Raw genomic sequence first — 18,500 nt, 5'->3', positions numbered from 1 at the left:
GAACTCAACGCGCTTACGCTAAACGACAATGACAACGATTTTCAACAATGGGAATGCGCTCGACTGCTACCGAACCCTGGGTAGATCGGGGTTACGTGTCTCGCCGCTGGCGCTCGGCACGATGGCCTTCGGCACCGACTGGGGCTGGGGAGCCGACAAGCTCGAGGCACGGCGCATTTTCGACGCCTACCTCACCCAGGGCGGCAATTTCCTGGACACGGCAGGCAACTACACCAACGGCACCGCCGAGGAATGGCTGGGCGAATTCGCCGCCGCCGATCGCGAGGCGCTCGTCCTGGCCACCAAGTACAGCCTGCTGCGGCGCCCGGCCGACCCGAACTCCGGTGGTAACCACCGTAAGAACATGATCGCCTCGGTCGAGGCCTCGCTGCGCCGGCTCCGCACCGATTACCTCGACTTGCTCTACCTCCACATGTGGGACGACCTCACCCCGGCAGAGGAGATCCTGCGGGCCATGGACGATCTGGTGCGCGCGGGCAAGGTGCTGTACATGGGCATCTCGAACACGCCCGCCTGGCAGATCGCACGGATGCAGACCATCGCCGATCTGCGGGGGTGGACACCCCTCATCGCCGTGCAACTGGAATACAACCTGACCGAACGCACCACCGAACACGACATGCTCCCGATGGCGCGCGAGCTGGGTCTCGGCGTGGTCGCCTGGTCGCCACTGGCCGGAGGTGTGCTCACCGGTAAGTACACCGAGACCGATCTACCCACGGATTCCCGTCGACCGATACTGGGACATACCCGCCGAGACCTGATCGACGCCAACGGCGGTCTCACCGAACGGACACTGTCCATCGCGGCGACCGTAGTCCAGGTCGCCCGGCAACTCGGCCGGTCACCGGCGCAGGTGGCCCTCGCCTGGCTGTTGCATCGGCCCGGGGTCACGGCGCCTGTCCTCGGCGCCCGGACGCGCGCGCACCTCGACGACAGCATCGGCGCATTGAACCTGGTTTTCGAAGACCATCATCTCGCCCGCCTCGAAGGTGCGTCCGTCACCGCGCCGGGATATCCGCACAACGTACTCGCCCGCCCGATGGCACGCCGCAGCGTCTTCGGCGATATGCCGGTTCGACCAGGCGCCCTCGGCTGAACCGTCCGACCCCGATCACGACAGGAAACCACGTTGGCATTGTTCGATTTGTTCACCGACCGCCTGCTGCGCAGACCCCGGGGCCCGCTGGCCCGGCTGATGTGGCGCGATATGAAGTCCCATCACGAAATCTTCCGCGATACGCTCGCGGAGTTGCGCCTCTGCGCCGACGACCACCTCCTCGAGGTCGGTTGCGGCGGGGGCACCTTCGCCGCGCGCGCACTCGAAAGCGGCTGCCGGATGACCGCGGTGGACCACAGCGCCGATATGGTCGCGCTCACCGGATCGCGCAACGAGGCCGCCGTCCGAGAGGGTCGGCTCGAAGTACTCGAGGGCGCAGCCGAGGCGCTACCATTGCCGGACCGGCACTTCAGCTGTGTGACCGCGATGAATATCCTCTTCTTCGTCGATACCCCGAAGACGCTGTCCGAACTGCACCGCGTTCTCCGGCCGAACAGCCGCGTCGTCCTGCACACGGTCGCACCCGATCCTCCGCGATCACTCATGCCGCCGCCTGTCGCCCGGCGCGCGCAGTTCCACTCCGACTCCGAACTCCGCACAATGCTGGAAGCCGCCGGATTGGGCATGTCGCGGGTCCGCCGCGTGGACAACACCTTCCAGGTTGTTACGGCCACCCGACACGACTGAGCCGAAGGGCCGGGCACACCCATTGTGTGCCCGGCCCGGCCAAACCCCATGGACGACGGAAAACACGGATGCAGAATCCGGCAGAGCCGGCACCATACCCCGGCCGGACCCTCCGGCCGCGACGTCGGTCGCCCCAACAACAAGCCGTGCTGGCCGCTCTGCGAGACGGCTACCGATGCCTGAGCGCGCAGCAGGTGTACCTCCTGATCCGCCACACCGGCACCGTGGATATCGGGCTGTCCACCGTCTACCGAGTGTTGCACCGATTGGCCGCCGACCGCCTTGTAGCAAGCCTGTACGACGAGGACGACACCGTCCTGTACCGGCTTGCCGACAGCGAAATGCCCCGATGTTACCTACTGTGCCGACGGTGTCGGCGATCACGATCATTTATCGATACACAACTCGAGGAGGACCTCGTAGGTCTCGCCCGCCAGAGCGGCTACACCCAGGTACATCACCGAGTCGCGCTGTACGGGCTGTGCCCAGAATGTAGAAGTACTCCCCCGGCCGCCGGGCAGCCGGGCGGTGAATGATCGCGCTATGAGCGGCAACCCAACCCGGCCACCACTCCGATGGGTTTGGCTCTGACACCGCTCCGGCGGCATCGCCTGGACCGCGGAACAGGCCTACGCATTGGTCGATGCACTCGAATGCGGCGACCGCACCACGGTCGCCGATTCGGCGGATGTTGCGGCCGTGGCGGGCACCGAACGGAAACTCCTCGGGGAGATGCCGGGCTGCTTCTTCGGTCAGGTATACGAAGGCTTCAATTTCCGCCATAACCGCCGCGATAGTCAAATAGACTCTGCCACAGTCTATTTCGTACAAAGGTGAGTGCGGCCCCAAGGCATGCTGGACTGTGCACGATCTGCGTGCGCTGAGCAGTGGGGAGGAACAGCATGTCCGGAACCGGAGAGGATGGGCAGCCAAGGCCCTATCCGTTCGGCATCACGAGACCACCCGAAAGATTCTGGGCCCGGTGGGGCCGGCAGACCTCGCCGCGAACCTGTGGCCCCATGAGTGCCAGACCTGCGGGCAGCACTTCGCGGGCATCCGTCCGACGGTCTATATCCAGGCGGGAAACCCTGCCATCGCGACAGCCGGCCTGCATCATCCCGATTGCCGACCGGCCCCCTGGGATGACGAGCGGTCGTCTGCCCCGCCCTCGGAAAGCGCCGGATGATGCAGGTCAGCGGCTCGGTGCCGGACGCGACCGCTGTTCTCGACGGTCACGGCAACATCAGCGTGGTCCTCGGCGATCACCGGGTCGCGTGGTCCTCCGACTGCGACCCCGAAGTCGCCGCCAGGATCCAGCAACTGGGTGGAGTAACCCTGCGGTGACGACCGCCTGCTATCCGGATCAGGACCTCTACGACCTCATCCAGGACTTCGCAGACGCCATCAGCGACGGCGACGTAGCCGGCGGCTGGGTGAAGTTGGTCCGCAGTAACTGAGGCCGCGAACGCTTCGCATCCAGGAGGATTCGATATGACCGATAGACCAGCCGTCGAGGATCTCCGGCAGCGCGCAGACGAGGCCCGCCGCCAGTATCGCCGCCAGTTCCTCGCCCGTCTGCCGGTGACGACCGTGCTCGCCCTCACCGGCGTGAGTCTGTATGCCGCGTGCGCGACCTTCGGGATGCGGTGGGCCCGGCCGGCTGGCGCCTCGGGGTGGGAAGCGGCGGTGTGGCCGGTCGCGGTCACGGCCACCACCATGCTCGCCTTCTACTGCCGGGTACGGCTCGTTCCCGAGTGGTACCCGAGCCAGGCCCCAGGTACCGCTACACCGGGCCACTACTGGCCCTCGCGTGGCGGTGGCCGCCTTCCTCGCCGGTGCCGGAGAAGACCGTGGTGGCTGGGTGATCGCGGCACCACTTGCCCTGGGTGTATTCGCCGCAGCCGTGGTGCGTCTGGGCGGGGACCTATGGCTACACCCCTGACTCTCCGACACCCGCGCCCGGCAGCCGGGGCGACCCGGCGGCGTATCCGGCCGCATAACCGCCGACGGTGCGCCGCCCACGGGCTGCTTCTAGGCTCACAGAGTGTTGGTTGACCCGAATCGTGGCAGTAGCCGGCCGAAGGTATCGCTGAAGCGGTCGCCCGTGCCGGCGGCCCGGGCGGTCGTGGACTGTGGGATCTACTGTGACGGGCAACGGCTGGCGGGCCGATCGCTCGGTGATACCGCTGGCCCTGCCCTTGCAGACGCTCACCCGGCCCGAATCCGGCCTGAACAAAGAAGTTCGCCGCTACCTGCGGGATGTCACCGACCATCACACCACCGCCGCCGAACGCGTCCACGACTTCGACGACGCACTCTCCGCGCTGATCAGCGCAACCCTGGCCCGGATCGCAGTGCGGCAGAACACCGACATGCGAAAAATCTCCGCACTGGTCGCCCTCGCCGCTGTCCCCACCATGATCGCCGGAATCTACGGCATGAACTTCGAGCACATGCCCGAACTCGAACAGGTCCGGGGCTACCCCACCGTGCTGGCGGTCATGGTACTGACCTGCAGCGGATTGGTCGTAATGTTTCGCCGTAACGGCTGGCTGTAGTAATCCTGCGCCTGGCGCCGGCGCGGCACGAAGATCGATTACCGTCGGCCGCGCGGAACGGCGCGGACGCGCTGGGCGCTGTAACGATCGCCCGCCCCTGCAGCACAATGAAGCCGGTCCAGCCCTGCGGGCAGATCCTCATCCTCGCGCGGGGCGAGACCGCCACCTCCACGGCGTCAGACGAGGAAGATGAAACCGGCGCCGCGGCCAGTCCTTCCCAGAGAGCTTGGGCTCTTGTCAGCACCGAATTCCCTGGCATGGCCGTATTCTGCTCACCGCGCGGCTCACGTGCCATCGCATATCCCAGGCCTCGGCCAGTGCTCGATGCGAATCTGACCGCCCGAGGATATAGGTCGCCACGAAGCCTTACCGTTGTTCACGAATCGGCCATTTCCGAACAGTGAGTCCTTGTCAATCATCGCTGACCAGTGATAATGATGGTCGAGTATGTCCAACAATGCATCAATTCATGGACACCCCCGGCTATCGGAAGCTGGAGTTCGATCATCGAGCGCGGCCGAGGAAGCCGCAGGCTCGACGATCGGACCCCGGCCCGGATTGTCGATACCCTCGCGTCAGTCGGTTGTTCAGCGGTGTATCGGTTGGTCGGCAAGGGCTTCGGTAACGGTGAGGCTGTCCTCGTACACGGCGTATCGGGTGATCAGTCCGTTTGTGACTGTGAGGTGGAGCGCGCACAGAGCCGTGTACGGCCGGCCTGTGGTTTTGACCGTCTGGCCGATATCGCCGAGCACGACCGCGTTTCGGCCGTCGACCAGGACTTGTGATGTTTTTCCGGCCGCTTTCTCAGGGATGTGAAAGGCGGCGAGTGCCCGGAAGTGGTCTGCGACGTCGGCGCGAGTGGAGCGAGGCCGGATCCACGGCACCGCCGGGTGGCCGTCGACCGGCCAGTTCAATACCCATTCGACGTGTTCGGCGAACAGCTCGGCGATTCGGTCCGGGTCGCCCTCCCCCAGTCGGTGGAGAAACTCCTGCACGGTGGCGCGAGTGCCCGTGTTCGTCTCGGCTGGGGTGTTCACGGTGAACTGGTGGTCTGAGCGGATGAGCCCGCTCTCTACGAGAGTGACGAAGGTGCGGCCGGTCCAGGCAATGCCCCCTCCTGCTTCGGGGCCCATGTGAGTGGTGAAGGTAACCATGTCGTGGTGACCGGTCGCGTCGCCCGCGGTCCAGAAGATGTTGCCCGCATCGCGCACCAGCGTGTTGTGCGCCTCGGTGATCCGCGCTTCGAGCGCATCGTGACCGTGATACCGCGCGGACTCGGTGGTCTCCACACCGTCCACATCCCACAGGTCGGTGATGAGGCGACGGCGCGCCACCGGGTCCGGTTCGTTCCACACCGCGACGTAGCGGTCGACGAACTGCTCGATATCGATGTCGAAGTCCATGCATCGGACGTTATTGCTGCTTCACTGACATCTTGTGTCAGTGAAGCACGGCAGACTCGATTGCATGCGTGCGAGCCGACTCGTGTCCATCCTGCTGCTGCTACAGAACCGGGAACGGATGACGGCACAGGAACTGGCCGACGTGCTGGAGGTGTCCGTGCGCACTGTCTACCGTGACATGGAGTCTCTGAGCGCGGCGGGCGTCCCGCTGTACGGCGAACCCGGTCATGACGGCGGATACCGGATCCTCGGAGGATTCCGGACCCGGCTGACGGGATTGACCGTCGATGAGGCCGACTCACTGTTCCTGACCGGGATACCGACGGCGGCTGCCGACCTGGGTATGGGCGCGGTCGCCACCGCCGTGCAACTCAAGCTGATGGCCTCGCTCCCGGCCGAGCTCCGCGACCGCGCCGGCCGGATCGCCCAGCGGTTCCACCTCGACGCCCCGCGGTGGTACCACGAAGCCGACCGCACTCCACATCTCGGGGCGGTCGCAGACGCGGTGTGGGACAGCCGCACCGTGCGGATGCGTTACCTGCGCTGGACCGAACCTCACGAGATCACCCGGACCGTGCACCCCTACGGGCTGGTGCTCAAGGCCGGTCACTGGTATCTCGTGGCCGCCACCGCCGAGGAACTCCGTACCTACCGCATCTCGCGGATCATCGACCTCGATGTCCTCGACGAGCGAATCGACCTCCCCGACGAGTTCGACCTGGCCGACTATTGGCAGGACTATCTGAAGAACTTCGACGCGCGCCGTCACCGAGACGAGGCGACGCTGCGCCTGTCCCCGAACGCCTTCCACCGACTGCCCTATCTGTGGGAACCGGCCACCATCGAAGCCGCGCACCGGAGTGCAGCGCCCGATGCAGATGGCTGGACCAGGGTGACGGTCCCGATCGAGTCCGCCGAACAGGCACTGCCAGAACTGCTCAAACTGGGCGCCGACGCCGAGATCCTCGACCCACCAGCACTCCGCGCCCACCTCACCGGAACACTCGACGCCATGACCCGCATCTACCAACGGTCGAACCGACAGTACGCGGCCGTTGCCGACTCTGAACGATGGCCCGCCGCAGGACAGTTCCACGCATGATACCCACCCCGATGCGCCAAACCCACAGCGTGTTCATTAATGGGTGCATACTGAATAATCGAACAACCACAACCGTCGCCGAACAGCGATGATTCTTTGATTAGTGTCCAGAAATGCATCGATCGATAAACACCAGGCGGCTACCACGGCGACAGCCGGCCGGAGGCGCTGGCTCGGGCGGCATGACCGTGCGGGGTAGAAGCCCTGCGTTCGGGCGCGGTTTCGCCACTATGATGTCGAAGTGTCCGGAAGCGACAGAGGGCCAAGGCAAGTCGAACTCATCGGCCCTGTTGCTCAAGTGTTCACGTATTCGATCGCGGCCGGTCTGATGCTGTTCGGGCCTGCTCTGGCGTTGGCAGGCGATTCGTTGTGGGATTGGTTGTGCCCGGCGATCATCACTTTCCCGATCGGCCTCGCCATCGCGGTGACCACCTACGGGCAGAGATGGGACGCGAAGCGGTTCCGGGCCGTCGGGGTTATTTCGACGGCGGAGATCATCGCGGTCCGGATACATAAAGGGGGCGAGAATCCGGATGTTGCCGAACTTCGGGTCCGTATCAGTGGGCCGGGTTTCGATGCGTTCGAGGCGGACTGCGAGGTGCCGGCCGTTCGCCCGCTTCCGCGGGTCGGTGACCGGCTCCAGGTGGTAGTCGATCCCTCCGACTACGCCTTCGCAATCGGCTACGACCACTTGTTCGAGCAGGACTGACCGGCTCAGCTCAAAGATCGGAACCGGCTCACACGACACATTCTGGCAGCGGCCTGCTGTGAAGCAGATCGGTCCTCAGATCTCGCAGAGCCGCAGAAGGACGGCGAGACACCCGGTCTGCCGAGCGCCACTGCGTATTCGAGGGCGGTGTTGGACAGTCCTGCGGTGAGCGTGACCGTGCGGCGAGACAGTACCGCCATAGCCGCCCGGTGCCGTCAACGCCCGTGGCAGCGAGGTTTTGCCGCGGGAACAGCTCGGTGTCGCCGCCGCTCCTCGCATCATCGCCGCACTCGGCCGAGGCACGACATTGCGCGTGGACTGCTCAACGACTCGGCCTACTCATACACACCTTCATCGCCCTCGGCGTCGCCTCCGCCGCCGTAGTCGCCGCCGCCGTCTTCGCCGCGAGGCGGCGTCTGCCCCGCACGCCCTCCCTCGGAGGGGGTGGTCGTGCCGTCAGTCCAATGTTCAACGGCCACACATTGGACACCGTCCGCGAGCAGCAACCGTCTTGGCCGGACGCTCAACACCGCCGATCTGGGTCACTTATCGGCGACCAGCAGGCGAGACCGCGCCGGGGAGAGGGCTGTCTATCTGCGGTGTACCCCAGACAAGGGTTCCGGTAGTAATCGCCGAAAATCTCACGATGTTCGGCATATGGCCTGGTCAGGGCTTAGCCATGGGGTCCGGGAACATGGACGACAAAAGGCACGCTTAGCGAGTTACCGCAGATAGCCGCGCACTATGTGCGGTAACTCGGTCTCCGAGCTGCCGTAACTGCCCCGGTGCCACGGTCGACTCACGAAACTATGTGCGATAGCGCCCGGGGTCGGCGCGACTCTCGGCCGCCTGGAAGGCCGATCGAGTGCTACCGGATCGCCGTATGGAGCACGTGCGACCAGAACAGCGGGGTCAGGCCGCGCTCGTCCTCAGCGGTGAGTACACCATCCCAGTCCGGGTATAGAAAGCGCAGCATCAGCCCGAATCCGAGCTTGGCCGGCGGCCCGCTTCGTGGCGACCAGGTCCGGTTCCTTGCCCAGCAGCGTCCACTGGTCGATCAGCCCAGGTCGAACTCAACATGAACACCCGGCTCGACCTCGGAGGTCTGTGAACCGGCTTCCTGCGGTCAGCCGCGCACGTGCAGTCCGAAACCCGTACGACCCGCGGGCTCCAGTCCTTCCTTCAGGTGCAGCGAGGGGATCTCGTAGTCACCGAAATTCTGCTGCCGGAACGCGATCGGTTCGGTCGATTCCAGGGTGAGCAGACGCTGCTCCCATGCCTTGGCGACATCCGGGTAGGCATCGTCGGTCATCCGATCGGTGCCGTACAGCACGAACGGCGGCAGCACCTCGATACCCGGGTAGTAGAGGATGCCGTGCTGGATCGGGAACAGCAGATCATCGATGGGGCCGTTGATACCGCGGGCCGCGTAATGCGATTCCGGGCCACCGACGTCACCGACAGCAGCGCCTTCCTGCCCGCGAGGGTGCCTTCGCCGAAGCGCTCGCCATACTTGGTGTCGCTGTGCTCGCCGACCCCGTACGCGAAGTGGTGGGTGAACACCCGGTCTACCCAGCCTTTGAGGATCGCGGGCATCGCATACCACCACAGTGGGAACTGGAAGATGATCGTGTCGGCCCACAGCAGCTTCTGTTGCTCGGCGCGGACGTCCGGGGTGAGCGTCCCGGCGTCGAAGGCCCGGCCCGAGTCCAGGGCGACCTTCAGCGGACTCGAAGCGTCGGGGCCGTAGTCCGCGGCGTCCACGACCGCCTTCCAGTTCATCGCGTACAGATCACTCACCCGTACCTCATGCCCGGCGGCCTCCAGCGTGGACACAGCGAGGTCCTTCAGCGAGCTGTTCAGCGACTTCGGCTCCGGGTGGGCATAAACGATCAGCGTCTTCATCAGAACTCCTTCGAATCAGGTGCTTTCGATCCTGGGCGGCGCAGCCCCCGGCGTTCAGGGACGCCTTTTCCATCGGACTGGACTTCCTGGTAACGGCAGGACCACCTTCACGGGCACCACCGCGGCCATACTGAGGGCATGGATGACCTCGCGGGCTTTCTTCGGACCCGGCGTTCCCGGGTCGACCCGGCGGCCCTCGGCATACCCACCGACAGGCACCGCCGGGTCGAAGGTCTGCGCCGCGAAGAGATCGCGCACCTTTCCGGAGTCAGCGTCGACTACTACGTACGCCTGGAACAGGGCCGCGCGACCCAGCCCTCCGAGCAGGTCCTCGACGCACTCGCCCGCGTCCTCGGCCTCGACGAGACCGAACGCGAGCACCTCTACCGGCTCGCCCGGCAGCGCCGTCGGCGCGCGAAGGCACCGGGCGGGCGGGTCCGGCCGGAGCTGCTGCGCGTCCTCGATCTAGTCGCCGACGCACCTGCACTGATCATGGACCACCGCCTGGACGCGCTCGCCGGGAACCACCTCGCCGGACTCCTCTATGGCCGGTCGATGCCGGGCCTGAACATTGCCCGGCACATCTTCCTCGAAGAGGCCGAGCGCGGCCTATACGCGGACTGGGAGAAATGCACACTCGACGTGGTCGGGCATCTGCGCCTGGCTGCCGGCAAATACCCCGAGGACCCCCGCCTGGCCTCGCTCATCGGCGAGTTGGCGATGGGCAGCGAGCGCTTCCGCCGCCTCTGGGCCCGCGCGGACGTGCGCGCCCGCACACATGGACGCAAGGCGTACCGGCACCCCCTGGTCGGACTGCTGGAACTGCACCAAGAGAACTTCGCACTCCCGGACGGAACAGGTATGGAGCTGATCGTGCTGTCCGCGACCCCCGGCAGCCCCGCCGAAGACGGGCTACGCCTGCTCGCGCGCCTCGGCGCGGACAATGGCTACGCGCATCCCACAATCAAGGCTCAGGTCCGCGAATAACTCACCGACGCCACCCCACCGACGGGAGCGCCTCAACACTGACGGTTTCCCGGCCCGCGGCGAAGGCCCGTCAGGTGTTCCGCAAGCCGATCGCCTACCGGAACACCCGCCCCCACGCGCATCAGCCCATGTCGAAGATGTTCCGTCGCAGCGAAGTCAGCAGGATCGACCTTCAACTGCCAGGCCGCCGTTTACTCGTCGTTCCGGCGGCGCTCCCCGTGTTCAGAAGGTGACGACGACCTTGCCGCGTCGACCCCGCGCGGCGAAACGCTCATGGGCCTGTCGGATCTCGTGAATCCCGAAGGTGGAATCCGCCTGGACGCGGAGGGCTCCCTGATCGATGTATCCAGCCAATTCGCGCAGTCGAGCGCCGTCCTCACGCACCTGATTGACCGTGGTCCGCACCGAGCGCTCCGACAGATCCGGCACCGGACCGGCCTGCGTCGCGATCGAGGCGTATCGACCGGCGTCGGCCACAGAGTCGATGACAAAGGCACCAAAAGTGTCGAACACAGCGTCGTAGCTGTGGTGCGGCAGTGCGGCCGGGTCGGTGGTCGCGAACTTCGCGCCATACGCGACAGCGAGGTCAACATCCGCATCGCGCGAGACCAGCGCGTCGACGTGGATACCCCGCGCACTAGCCACCTGAAGGGCTACATTCCCAACTGCACCCGCCGCTCCTGCGATCAGCAGGCGCTCGCCGGCCGATACCGCCAGCCAATCCAATGTTTGTAGGGCTGTCAAACCGATCAACGGTACGGCGGCAGCCTCGACAAGGCTGACTGAGGCAGGGGCAGGCGCCACCGAATCGGCCGGCATGACCACCACATCGGCCCACGTTCCCCGGCCGGTATCCAGCTGTTGTGACATCCCGAACACTCGCTCACCGGGGTGCAACCCACTCGCGCCGGGCTCGATCACGATACCCGCGATGTCCCACCCGAGCGTCGTAGGAAACGGCGGCGTTCCTTCGCCGATGCCCCCTTCGCGTGTCTTGTCGTCAACCGGGTTGATGCTGGTGGCGATGGTACGGACCGCGTTCACACCGAGCGCGCCGACAAACTGTTCAAACGGTTGCGCGGCGCGCGGTTGGACGGCAGCTACGAAGACGCGATGCGCAAACTGCACCGCGTCGACCTGCTGATCCTCGATGAGCTGGCTCTGCACCGGCTCGAAGCGGTCGAGATCAACGATTTCTGCGAGCTGATCGTCGAACGCCACCGCAAAGCCTCGACGATCATCACCAGCAAGCGGGAACCCCCGAGATCCTGACCATGATGGCCGACCCGCTCCTGGCCCAATCCGCGATGGACCGGCTGCAATCGGCGGCCTACGAACTCGTCGTCGAGGGCGAGAATCGACCCCGCGCCGGTCGCGGAATGGACCAAAGAAATCCAAACCGAACGTGAATGCATCACCGCGCAGATCGCAGCATCAGAAGCTCAACGACGCGCACATACGAAAATGACCCGAACCGGAATCGAGCAACTCACCAGATCGCTGGACGGCATGATGGCCATACGCCGCAAGGCGGACCCTGCGGACAAATTAAAGGTGCATCGGCAACTCGGCCTGATACTCACCTTCGACCACACCACACGAACGGTCGCGGCCGAAGCCATCCCACAACCACCCGTGGGCGTACTGGTTGTGTCCGGAGGGGGAATCAACCACTACGCCCACGCGCTCACCAGGCAACACATCCTGTATGTCTAACTCGAGTTTCGGTGGGTTGCGGCGAGGAACTCAGCCACCCGTCTAGCAGACCTGCCCTCCACCACCTGATAAGGCAATGACCAGGCCATACCCGATCATCATCGGGATGATCCCTACGCTGCTCACGATTCGCCAGGGCCGGCCGATCCGATGGCGATACGCCCACAGGTACATCAGCAGAACAAGTCCGACAGCCAGCATGATTCCGGCGCCTGCCACCTGAAAGATCTGAGCAGTCCTGAACTCCGCATCGCGTACGGCTTTACCGGCACTAGGTGCGTCGTCAAAGACGCCCCCATAAGACGCGTCGCAGTAGTCCCCGCCCCCTCGGGTGAAGAGTGCATAGCCGCCCAGGAAGATGGCCGGCCCGAGGACGATCGAGGCCGCGGTATATACCCCCACGAGCACAACTGGCCACCTACTGGCTTCGAGGCCCTCCGCGCTCGCCGGCTCTTCCCCGCGCATCACCGCCATGCGAGCACTCCCGTTTCCCGGCCACAACACTACGATCGCCGATGGTATCGAAGGATTCGATCACACCGGCGTGAACGGTGCGCGGCGGTGCCGGCGCATTCCGGGCGTCCCTCGCCGCGGCCTTCCACCCTGCACCTGTGGGTGGCCGCGATGACCAGCGCGCCGGATCCGGCTGGGATACACCACTACCCCTGAACCATCGCGTCGGTAGGGGGCGGTGGCCGGGCAGGTCAGGCTGGTATGCGGGGATCGGGATGGTGGGCCGGGGTGATGTTCCCTCGGAGGGGTTGAGGCGGTGGCAGCCGCGACCGAGCAGGATCGAAAGTTTGATGACGTCTTCGCGGTATCGGCCCCAGATGGTGGCTTGGCTTCTGAGCAGGTCACCTCCTCGAGGTCGCGCAGGTCGAGAAGTGTCGCTCCGGTGAGGTCGGCGCGGGACAGATCGGCGCCGAACAGGCTCGCTCCCGAGAGGTCCGCGCCGGAGAGGTTGGCCATGCGCAGGTTCTTGCCGTTGAGGGTTACGCCTTTGAGGACCCGCACCGAACAGGCTGAGTCGAGGTGCCCCTCGAGGAGCTGAAGCCGGACTTCGATCGCGCCTACAAGGCCCTGGCCAAGCAGGTGTATGAGGCCGTGAGGTTGGTGACGCCGGCGGGGAGGCAGCTGGCTGGTGGCCGGTTCCCGGCGGCCGAATGGGGTCGATGATAGTTGTACTCGGAACGGACACAGCAGAACCTCCGACGACACGTCTCAGCGGCAAGGGTCAGCAATTACCGCGCTGATTTGTCTCAGGTGACGGGTATCAGCGAATACATCCACCAGTGTCGGCGTGGGAAGTCGAACTTGAGATTTCCCGCGTACATCTCGCGAGTTTCCCCGGTGTCGGGATCGTTCACCAGAACGGTGGGCCGGGGAATGTCTTCGGGTGCCACTTCGGTGGCCCACAGCTCATGCCATTCCGGCGCCTGCGCGCACGTGCGCACGATCTCGGCTATTCGTTCGGGTGGGACCAGGCCGGGACCCATGATGCGAAACGCGTAGACCATCAGGTGGGTCTGACGACGCCATTGGGGAAGCAGGGCTCGTGCCGCCGGGTGCAGCATCATCCATTCGAGGATGTTGGTGCCCGGATCGCAGCCCGGGAACCATTGGGCCCATGCGTCGTTGGCGGCGAGGACGTCAAATGTCGGTTGCGATTGGAAGCAGGCAGGGTGCGGAATGCTCTTCAGGACAGCGAGATCCGAGCAGAGCACGGTCTGGGACTCACCGCTGAGCGAGGCATTGAGGCGGGTTGGAAGTGTGAGGCTGATGATGTGATCGCACAGGGTCGGTGGCACGGACAGGGCCTCGAAGAGAGCGGAGAGTGCGTCGAGAGTGGGTGTGCGAGACCCTTGTTCGATCTTCTGGATCAATCCGGGGGACAGGGCGGCCGCTTTCGCAAGCGCGGCACGCGTCATCCCTGCGGCCTCGCGGCGTTCTCGGAGATAGCGTGCGATCGTGCGATGGGCGTCGGTCACGCGAACGCTCCTTCCTCACGGTCGAAGTGGGACAAAATGGGACATCGCACATGTTTGACCATGCGCGATCCGTTCCGCAAGACTCGGATTCGGTCGTTCGACGAGGCACGACCACCGGAGAGTCGATGTTGCCGCCACCGACGACGCGCCGATCGAGGAGGGGTCGCGGGTGCGTTTCGGCGAGACAGCGTCGGTCGCTCGGCGCGCCCGGGCGGGCCCCGCTGCCGGATGAACGGATACGGAACATTCTGTTCGAACGTCATGTGTTCGGCGGGAAACGGATCTGGAGGGGACGGCACGGACGGAACTCGATACGTGCCGAAGTCATCAGCAGCGGGGTGGTTCCTGAACCCACCCGCATCCGCACACGCGTGTGATGAAAGAGCCTCTCGGCCGTCTGCCGGTCGGAAAACTTCTGTTACGAAACATTATTAGCGGTCGGGACCGTGCGTCTCGACAACCGAGCGCAGGGGGAAGATGCATCGTGTGGCAGTGGAGTAAGTTCGTCGCGGAGCGGGCCGCAGCAGCGGGATGGGCCGGCTGGCATTCCCGCGAACCTGAGCCGACCATCCTCGACACGCAAGACTGGAGGGGCAACGCCGATCGCCCGAGCGAGGGAATGGCCGCATCGGCCGACGTCCTTAAGATCCCGGGCACGATCGAGGTGAATCGCCCCGGCGAGTCCGACGAACCCCGCACCACACCACGTCCCGCGGCACCCAAAGCACCCGCCAACCCGACACGAAACCTCCCACTCGACCTGCATCAACATTCAGCCTCACCGCGAGGGGTGTTCCGGTGGCGTCGGTGATCAGGTGGTGCTTGGAGCCGGGTTTCGCCCTGTCGACCGGGCTGGGACCGACATGGTCCCTCCTTTCAGAGCCCGCAGATGCGAGGCCTCGACCAACGCGGTGGACAGGTCCAGCTTCCCCGCCGAGCGCAGTTCGACCAGTACCTGATCGTGTCGACACGGACGTGGAGGGCGCCTTGTAGCCAGCCTCTGCGACTGACCGTTTGACCACCTTGGCCACCGGTTGCGTTGCCCATTGCCACCCTGTAGCGATGTAGGCCATCGCAGCGATGGGTCAATCATGGAAATTGAGTTGTCAGACGCGGTGCCTTTCGCGACGAGCTCCTTCGAGCCGCCGCACGGGCACAGGATCGGGGACTGTGGATTTAACGGAGTTTCCGGCCTGATTCGCTGACCGGATGGTCAGCGGGAAGGTGCCGTTATGACGACACTTGACGCCGTAGCGAAGAAGAAGGCCGAAGAGTCGGCCGAACAGCAGGCAGCAGCGGAACTGGTCCGGATGGCCAAGGAGCAGCGCTCGGGCCTTCAACTCCGGGTACTTCTTCGGTGCTGCCGCACCGTGCTCGATCCTGGACCTGGCGGAATATGCTCAGAGCCCTCCAGGGAAGCGGGAAACTATGAGGACCCCACACGGGTGCCCCTACACCCGAGGCATCCGCATCGACGTGGTGGAGGCTAACGCTTGTCAGATCTTCATCACGAATACGGACCCCAGGGCGACAGCCGCGGCAATTATGCTGATCATGGCGAGGTTGGCGAGTCGGAAGTTACGGCGAGCAATGATCGAATTCGCCCAGATCTGCTCCGCTACTTGCGCCAGCAGCTCGTCGCGATCACGAACGAGTTCAGCCAGTTGCTGCTGATAGATCGCCAGCACGGAACCCCGAATCCGTGCCACGGTGGCGAAATGCAAGAGATTTGGCCGCTCACCACCAGCGCTCGTCCGCGGCCATAGAACCCCCACCGAACACAGTGCAGCAGCCACGGCCAAGCCGCCGGCGAGGCCACCGCACACGGTGACGACCGCCGAGTGCGGCTCCTGTAACACCACCATGAGGATCTGCCCGAGCACCCCGGACGTCGCCAGTATCGTGACTGCCTTGAGCTCGGCGTGGCGAACCAGGCCCAGCACATGGTCCAGCATCCGCCACACGTCTTCGACTCCGGAGGGATCCGCCTCACGGTCAGGTGGGAGCACTTCCGGACATCCGCTATTTCTGGGGCGCCACGGTACATTCATGTGTTGTCACCAGTGTCTTCGAGCACCTGATTTGGGTGATCGAACGCGCCGACCGGGGGCAGTTCGGTGACCGGCACTGAAGCAAGCGCCGCAACTTCCTCGACGAAGTGCGTGAAGAGAAGGTCCATCTTCTCCGAATCGACTTCGATACTGTCGAATTGGCCGTTCTCAATCAGCTTGGTGAGTACATTCAGACGCTGTCCAAGCACTTGCATGCTGTACGAAGCGATCATGACCCCAGCAGCAGCGGTCAGGCTGCATAACCACTGTCACCTGATCGTGCAGCAGCCCCCTTTTGGCGGCGCTGCAGATCCGAGGCCCATTCACGGGCGTAGAGAAACTCCTCGGCCAAGATCCGGTTGTAGCGTTCCACTTTCCCGTTGTGCCGGGGCGTGTAGAGAGTGATCCGCTGGTGGCGGGCCCCGAGAAGTACCTTCGCGAAGTCGCGGGCCGTGTAGCAGGCGCCGTTGTCGGTGACGATCCGCTCAACGGCGGGGATGAGCAGCCACGGCCACACAGTTTTCTTCTTCGGCGGCTGAGGTGGCGGGCAAGCGCTGGAGGGCTGCGCAGGCTGCGATGGATAGTGCGTATTGGTCACGTGCCCCTCAATGTTGTATGCGCAGTCACGGTCTCGGCGTATGGGAATCCGTTGGGAACTGTGGCGCGGTACACGTTTGAGGAGTTCGATATTTGGATGGGGTACCCGTTGGTCGACGGGTCTTCCCGTTCCTCTTGACTGCCTCCTAAGGTTCCGCCGCCTGAGGATCCTGCTCGGGTGTCCAGCTCCGGACTGTCAGCGTGGTCGATCGCGCAGCGGGCAACTTGCACTCGCTCGGGTCTAATCGTCTGCGGCGACTATGAGGTGGAGCCTTCGCCTGGTCGGGTCGATCGTGACGATTTCATGGAACTCGGTGTGTATGAACCCGTAATCGTTGACCGCCGAGGACTCCAGCCGCGGAAGTGTGACGATGCTCGTGGCGGCGCGAGCCGGTCCGAAGACTTCCCGGTCGATCACCTCGCGAAGCGAATCTGGAACTACACCACACTGATCGACCCAGTGCGTCACGAGTGTGACTATGGAATCGGCTGATGCAGGCGTGTACGAGTTCGGGGAGAGTCGGTCGATCCAGTACGGTCCGTGGCGAGTGCCTGTCGGGTCCACCCCGCCGCCGATGTAGTCGTCGCGGAAGTATTCGTTACTGATCAGCGCGGTGAGCAGGTCGTGATCGGCTGGCGGGGGACTGGCGATCGTGAACTTCTTGACATCGATCCATTGTCTCGAGGGGTTACCGCCCTCGGGGAAGTCCAAGTCCCGGAAATTGATGAAGGTAGAACCCTCGTATTCCAAGTTCGCCGATGGCTGCACGCGCTCGTCCTTGTCTGATGGTGTGGTTACAGGTCACTGCCCCGGTATGTGCCATCGTTTGATCGTCATACCAGGTACGTCGTTGAAGTCCAGTGTCGGTCCGCCAGACTTGCTGAACGGACGATATGTCACCGTGGACTTGGGGTCGCCCGATACTTCCCAGACCTCGATGTTGCCCTTGGGAGTGGACTTCACTTGCGGTGGGCCGAGCTTTTCGGTCAGTTCAGTGCGTGCCGCGTCGACTTCTTTCTGGGAGACCATCTGCACGCCGGTCGCATCCTCGGTACCGATCAACTTTCCGGATTCGTCGGTGACGACATCCTTGACCGCCTTGGACTTCTCTTCGGTGGTTTTGGCCACCGAGGTCGATTCCGTGCTCGAACCGTCGTCAGGGCTTGCGTCGTCGAGGTTGACACGCAGCGCGATAATCCCAGTGAGGGCGGCGGAGATGGGGTTGAGGTCGGGGAGGGCATCGAATTCTTTGACGATACCCACGGCGGTTGCGGCGACGGCGGTGACGCCCAAGAGTCGGTAGAGGCGGCTGGCCTGATAGATACCGCGGATGGTGCTGACGGTTGCGGTGGCCGTACCGGCGATACCTGTGGCGCCAGCGGCGAGGCTGCCGCCGAAACTGAGCCAGGATGCTGCGATTGCGGCGGCGGCGATCACACCGATCTCGACCAGCAGGGTGTTGATTTCGCTGGTGATCTCGTTGCTGATATCAATGGTGGCGGTGCGGTAGTTCGCCACCGGTGCAGCCATCGACTGTGTCGCACCGGCGAGTTGGTCCGCCGCCGATTTCATAGTGCCGAAATGGTTCGTAATGAGTTGCGCGGTACGCGGCTCATCCATACCGGCCAGCATGTCGGCGATCCCGGTGATACGTGATGCTGCTCCGGTGACGGCGTTGTGACTGGCGAATGTTGACCAGACCGTCTCGGCAGTTG

19 protein-coding genes and 5 pseudogenes are annotated in these 18,500 nt (G+C 64.4%); 12 read left to right on the top strand and 12 right to left on the bottom strand.

Translation table 11 applies throughout. The features are described 5' to 3' along the window. Window positions 1-28 precede the first annotated feature (28 nt). From NS4_RS21885 to NS4_RS21865, 7 genes and pseudogenes are all read left to right on the top strand, one after another. Window positions 29-1,120, top strand: a complete 1,092-nt coding sequence (locus NS4_RS21885; protein WP_063061389.1) for an aldo/keto reductase — start codon at window positions 29-31, stop codon at window positions 1,118-1,120. Window positions 1,121-1,153: 33 nt separating this feature from the next. Continuing rightward, entirely contained in the window at window positions 1,154-1,768 is a 615-nt protein-coding gene (locus tag NS4_RS21880) for a class I SAM-dependent methyltransferase (RefSeq protein ID WP_157106174.1), read from the top strand. A 68-nt stretch (window positions 1,769-1,836) separates the two neighbouring features. Further along, a complete protein-coding gene (locus tag NS4_RS21875) occupies window positions 1,837-2,304 on the top strand; it encodes a Fur family transcriptional regulator (protein WP_084487580.1) in 468 nt (155 codons plus the stop codon). A 100-nt stretch (window positions 2,305-2,404) separates the two neighbouring features. Further along, entirely contained in the window at window positions 2,405-2,605 is a 201-nt protein-coding gene (locus tag NS4_RS21870) for a hypothetical protein (protein WP_063061386.1), read from the top strand. A 345-nt stretch (window positions 2,606-2,950) separates the two neighbouring features. Next, window positions 2,951-3,112, top strand: a complete 162-nt coding sequence (locus tag NS4_RS32350) for a hypothetical protein (protein WP_157106173.1) — start codon at window positions 2,951-2,953, stop codon at window positions 3,110-3,112. Between the two features lie 466 nt (window positions 3,113-3,578). Next, entirely contained in the window at window positions 3,579-3,710 is a 132-nt protein-coding gene (locus NS4_RS33695; RefSeq protein WP_281219862.1) for a hypothetical protein, read from the top strand. A 229-nt stretch (window positions 3,711-3,939) separates the two neighbouring features. Further along, a pseudogene (locus tag NS4_RS21865) lies at window positions 3,940-4,326 on the top strand (CorA family divalent cation transporter); the annotation flags it as partial. 587 nt (window positions 4,327-4,913) lie between these two features. Here the strand turns inward: NS4_RS21865 and NS4_RS21860 are convergent. Further along, entirely contained in the window at window positions 4,914-5,615 is a 702-nt protein-coding gene (locus NS4_RS21860; protein ID WP_245665616.1) for a nuclear transport factor 2 family protein, read from the bottom strand. Window positions 5,616-5,793: 178 nt separating this feature from the next. Here NS4_RS21860 and NS4_RS21855 point away from each other — a divergent pair, with 178 nt between their 5' ends. Further along, a complete protein-coding gene (locus NS4_RS21855; protein ID WP_063061385.1) occupies window positions 5,794-6,831 on the top strand; it encodes a helix-turn-helix transcriptional regulator in 1,038 nt (345 codons plus the stop codon). A gap of 298 nt (window positions 6,832-7,129) precedes the next feature. Then, entirely contained in the window at window positions 7,130-7,540 is a 411-nt protein-coding gene (locus NS4_RS21850; RefSeq protein ID WP_063061384.1) for a hypothetical protein, read from the top strand. Between the two features lie 1,126 nt (window positions 7,541-8,666). On the opposite strand, the pseudogene NS4_RS21845 reads toward NS4_RS21850, so the two are convergent. Then, window positions 8,667-9,445, bottom strand: a pseudogene (locus tag NS4_RS21845) (NAD(P)H-dependent oxidoreductase). Between the two features lie 138 nt (window positions 9,446-9,583). Here NS4_RS21845 and NS4_RS21840 point away from each other — a divergent pair. Next, a complete protein-coding gene (locus tag NS4_RS21840; RefSeq protein ID WP_063061383.1) occupies window positions 9,584-10,432 on the top strand; it encodes a helix-turn-helix transcriptional regulator in 849 nt (282 codons plus the stop codon). Between the two features lie 222 nt (window positions 10,433-10,654). Here NS4_RS21840 and NS4_RS21835 read toward each other — a convergent pair whose 3' ends face one another. Next, window positions 10,655-11,476 (bottom strand): NADP-dependent oxidoreductase, encoded by an 822-nt coding sequence (locus tag NS4_RS21835; RefSeq protein ID WP_439955801.1) that lies wholly within the window; start codon window positions 11,474-11,476, stop codon window positions 10,655-10,657. Between NS4_RS21835 and NS4_RS21830 the strand changes: the two are divergent. Further along, window positions 11,471-11,841: pseudogene (locus NS4_RS21830) on the top strand (ATP-binding protein); the annotation flags it as partial. The gene NS4_RS21835 and the pseudogene NS4_RS21830 sit on opposite strands and share 6 nt — an antisense overlap. A 55-nt stretch (window positions 11,842-11,896) precedes the next feature. Next, window positions 11,897-12,148: a hypothetical protein gene (locus NS4_RS21825; RefSeq protein ID WP_063061381.1), complete on the top strand. Its 252-nt coding sequence runs from the start codon at window positions 11,897-11,899 to the stop codon at window positions 12,146-12,148. A gap of 42 nt (window positions 12,149-12,190) precedes the next feature. Here NS4_RS21825 and NS4_RS21820 read toward each other — a convergent pair whose 3' ends face one another. The 9 genes and pseudogenes from NS4_RS21820 to NS4_RS21790 all read right to left on the bottom strand — a co-directional run bounded on the left by NS4_RS21820 (window position 12,191) and on the right by NS4_RS21790 (window position 18,405). After that, window positions 12,191-12,622: a hypothetical protein gene (locus tag NS4_RS21820; RefSeq protein WP_063061380.1), complete on the bottom strand. Its 432-nt coding sequence runs from the start codon at window positions 12,620-12,622 to the stop codon at window positions 12,191-12,193. A gap of 60 nt (window positions 12,623-12,682) precedes the next feature. Beyond that, window positions 12,683-13,117, bottom strand: a complete 435-nt coding sequence (locus tag NS4_RS31625; RefSeq protein WP_084487589.1) for a pentapeptide repeat-containing protein — start codon at window positions 13,115-13,117, stop codon at window positions 12,683-12,685. 290 nt (window positions 13,118-13,407) lie between these two features. Next, window positions 13,408-14,136 carry a helix-turn-helix domain-containing protein gene (locus tag NS4_RS21815; protein WP_063061379.1) on the bottom strand — a complete coding sequence of 243 codons (729 nt, stop codon included), beginning with the start codon at window positions 14,134-14,136 and terminating at the stop codon, window positions 13,408-13,410. Window positions 14,137-14,909: 773 nt separating this feature from the next. Then, a pseudogene (locus NS4_RS33500) lies at window positions 14,910-15,091 on the bottom strand (IS5/IS1182 family transposase); the annotation flags it as partial. Between the two features lie 541 nt (window positions 15,092-15,632). Next, window positions 15,633-16,091: a Pycsar system effector family protein gene (locus NS4_RS21810; protein WP_063061378.1), complete on the bottom strand. Its 459-nt coding sequence runs from the start codon at window positions 16,089-16,091 to the stop codon at window positions 15,633-15,635. A gap of 92 nt (window positions 16,092-16,183) precedes the next feature. Next, window positions 16,184-16,420 carry a hypothetical protein gene (locus NS4_RS21805; protein WP_063061377.1) on the bottom strand — a complete coding sequence of 79 codons (237 nt, stop codon included), beginning with the start codon at window positions 16,418-16,420 and terminating at the stop codon, window positions 16,184-16,186. Between the two features lie 65 nt (window positions 16,421-16,485). Continuing rightward, window positions 16,486-16,686 (bottom strand): annotated as a pseudogene (locus NS4_RS21800) (IS481 family transposase); the annotation flags it as partial. 339 nt (window positions 16,687-17,025) lie between these two features. After that, window positions 17,026-17,553, bottom strand: coding sequence for a hypothetical protein (locus tag NS4_RS21795; protein ID WP_157106171.1), 528 nt, complete (start codon window positions 17,551-17,553; stop codon window positions 17,026-17,028). Window positions 17,554-17,586: 33 nt separating this feature from the next. After that, on the bottom strand, window positions 17,587-18,405 hold the full coding sequence (locus NS4_RS21790; RefSeq protein ID WP_157106170.1) for a hypothetical protein: 819 nt from the start codon (window positions 18,403-18,405) through the stop codon (window positions 17,587-17,589). Window positions 18,406-18,500: the final 95 nt, after the last annotated feature.

The sequence above is a fragment of the Nocardia sienata NBRC 100364 genome, assembly GCF_001613205.1.
Taxonomy (GTDB): Bacteria; Actinomycetota; Actinomycetes; order Mycobacteriales; family Mycobacteriaceae; genus Nocardia; species Nocardia sienata.
Note: the sequence above shows the minus strand (reverse complement) of the source record. Positions and strands in the feature narration are given on the sequence as shown.

Bases quoted from the DNA above. Each gene is read 5' to 3' on its own strand.
- NS4_RS21805 (WP_063061377.1), bottom strand. From the start codon at position 16,420: ATGATCGCTTCGTACAGCATGCAAGTGCTTGGACAGCGTCTGAATGTA.
- NS4_RS32350 (WP_157106173.1), top strand. From the start codon at position 2,951: ATGATGCAGGTCAGCGGCTCGGTGCCGGACGCGACCGCTGTTCTCGAC.
- NS4_RS21840 (WP_063061383.1), top strand. From the start codon at position 9,584: ATGGATGACCTCGCGGGCTTTCTTCGGACCCGGCGTTCCCGGGTCGAC.
- NS4_RS21810 (WP_063061378.1), bottom strand. From the start codon at position 16,091: ATGCTGGACCATGTGCTGGGCCTGGTTCGCCACGCCGAGCTCAAGGCA.
- NS4_RS21820 (WP_063061380.1), bottom strand. From the start codon at position 12,622: ATGGCGGTGATGCGCGGGGAAGAGCCGGCGAGCGCGGAGGGCCTCGAA.
- NS4_RS21885 (WP_063061389.1), top strand. From the start codon at position 29: ATGACAACGATTTTCAACAATGGGAATGCGCTCGACTGCTACCGAACC.
- NS4_RS21825 (WP_063061381.1), top strand. From the start codon at position 11,897: ATGACCCGAACCGGAATCGAGCAACTCACCAGATCGCTGGACGGCATG.
- NS4_RS31625 (WP_084487589.1), bottom strand. From the start codon at position 13,117: ATGGCCAACCTCTCCGGCGCGGACCTCTCGGGAGCGAGCCTGTTCGGC.
- NS4_RS21855 (WP_063061385.1), top strand. From the start codon at position 5,794: ATGCGTGCGAGCCGACTCGTGTCCATCCTGCTGCTGCTACAGAACCGG.
- NS4_RS21790 (WP_157106170.1), bottom strand. From the start codon at position 18,405: ATGGATGAGCCGCGTACCGCGCAACTCATTACGAACCATTTCGGCACT.
- NS4_RS21875 (WP_084487580.1), top strand. From the start codon at position 1,837: ATGCAGAATCCGGCAGAGCCGGCACCATACCCCGGCCGGACCCTCCGG.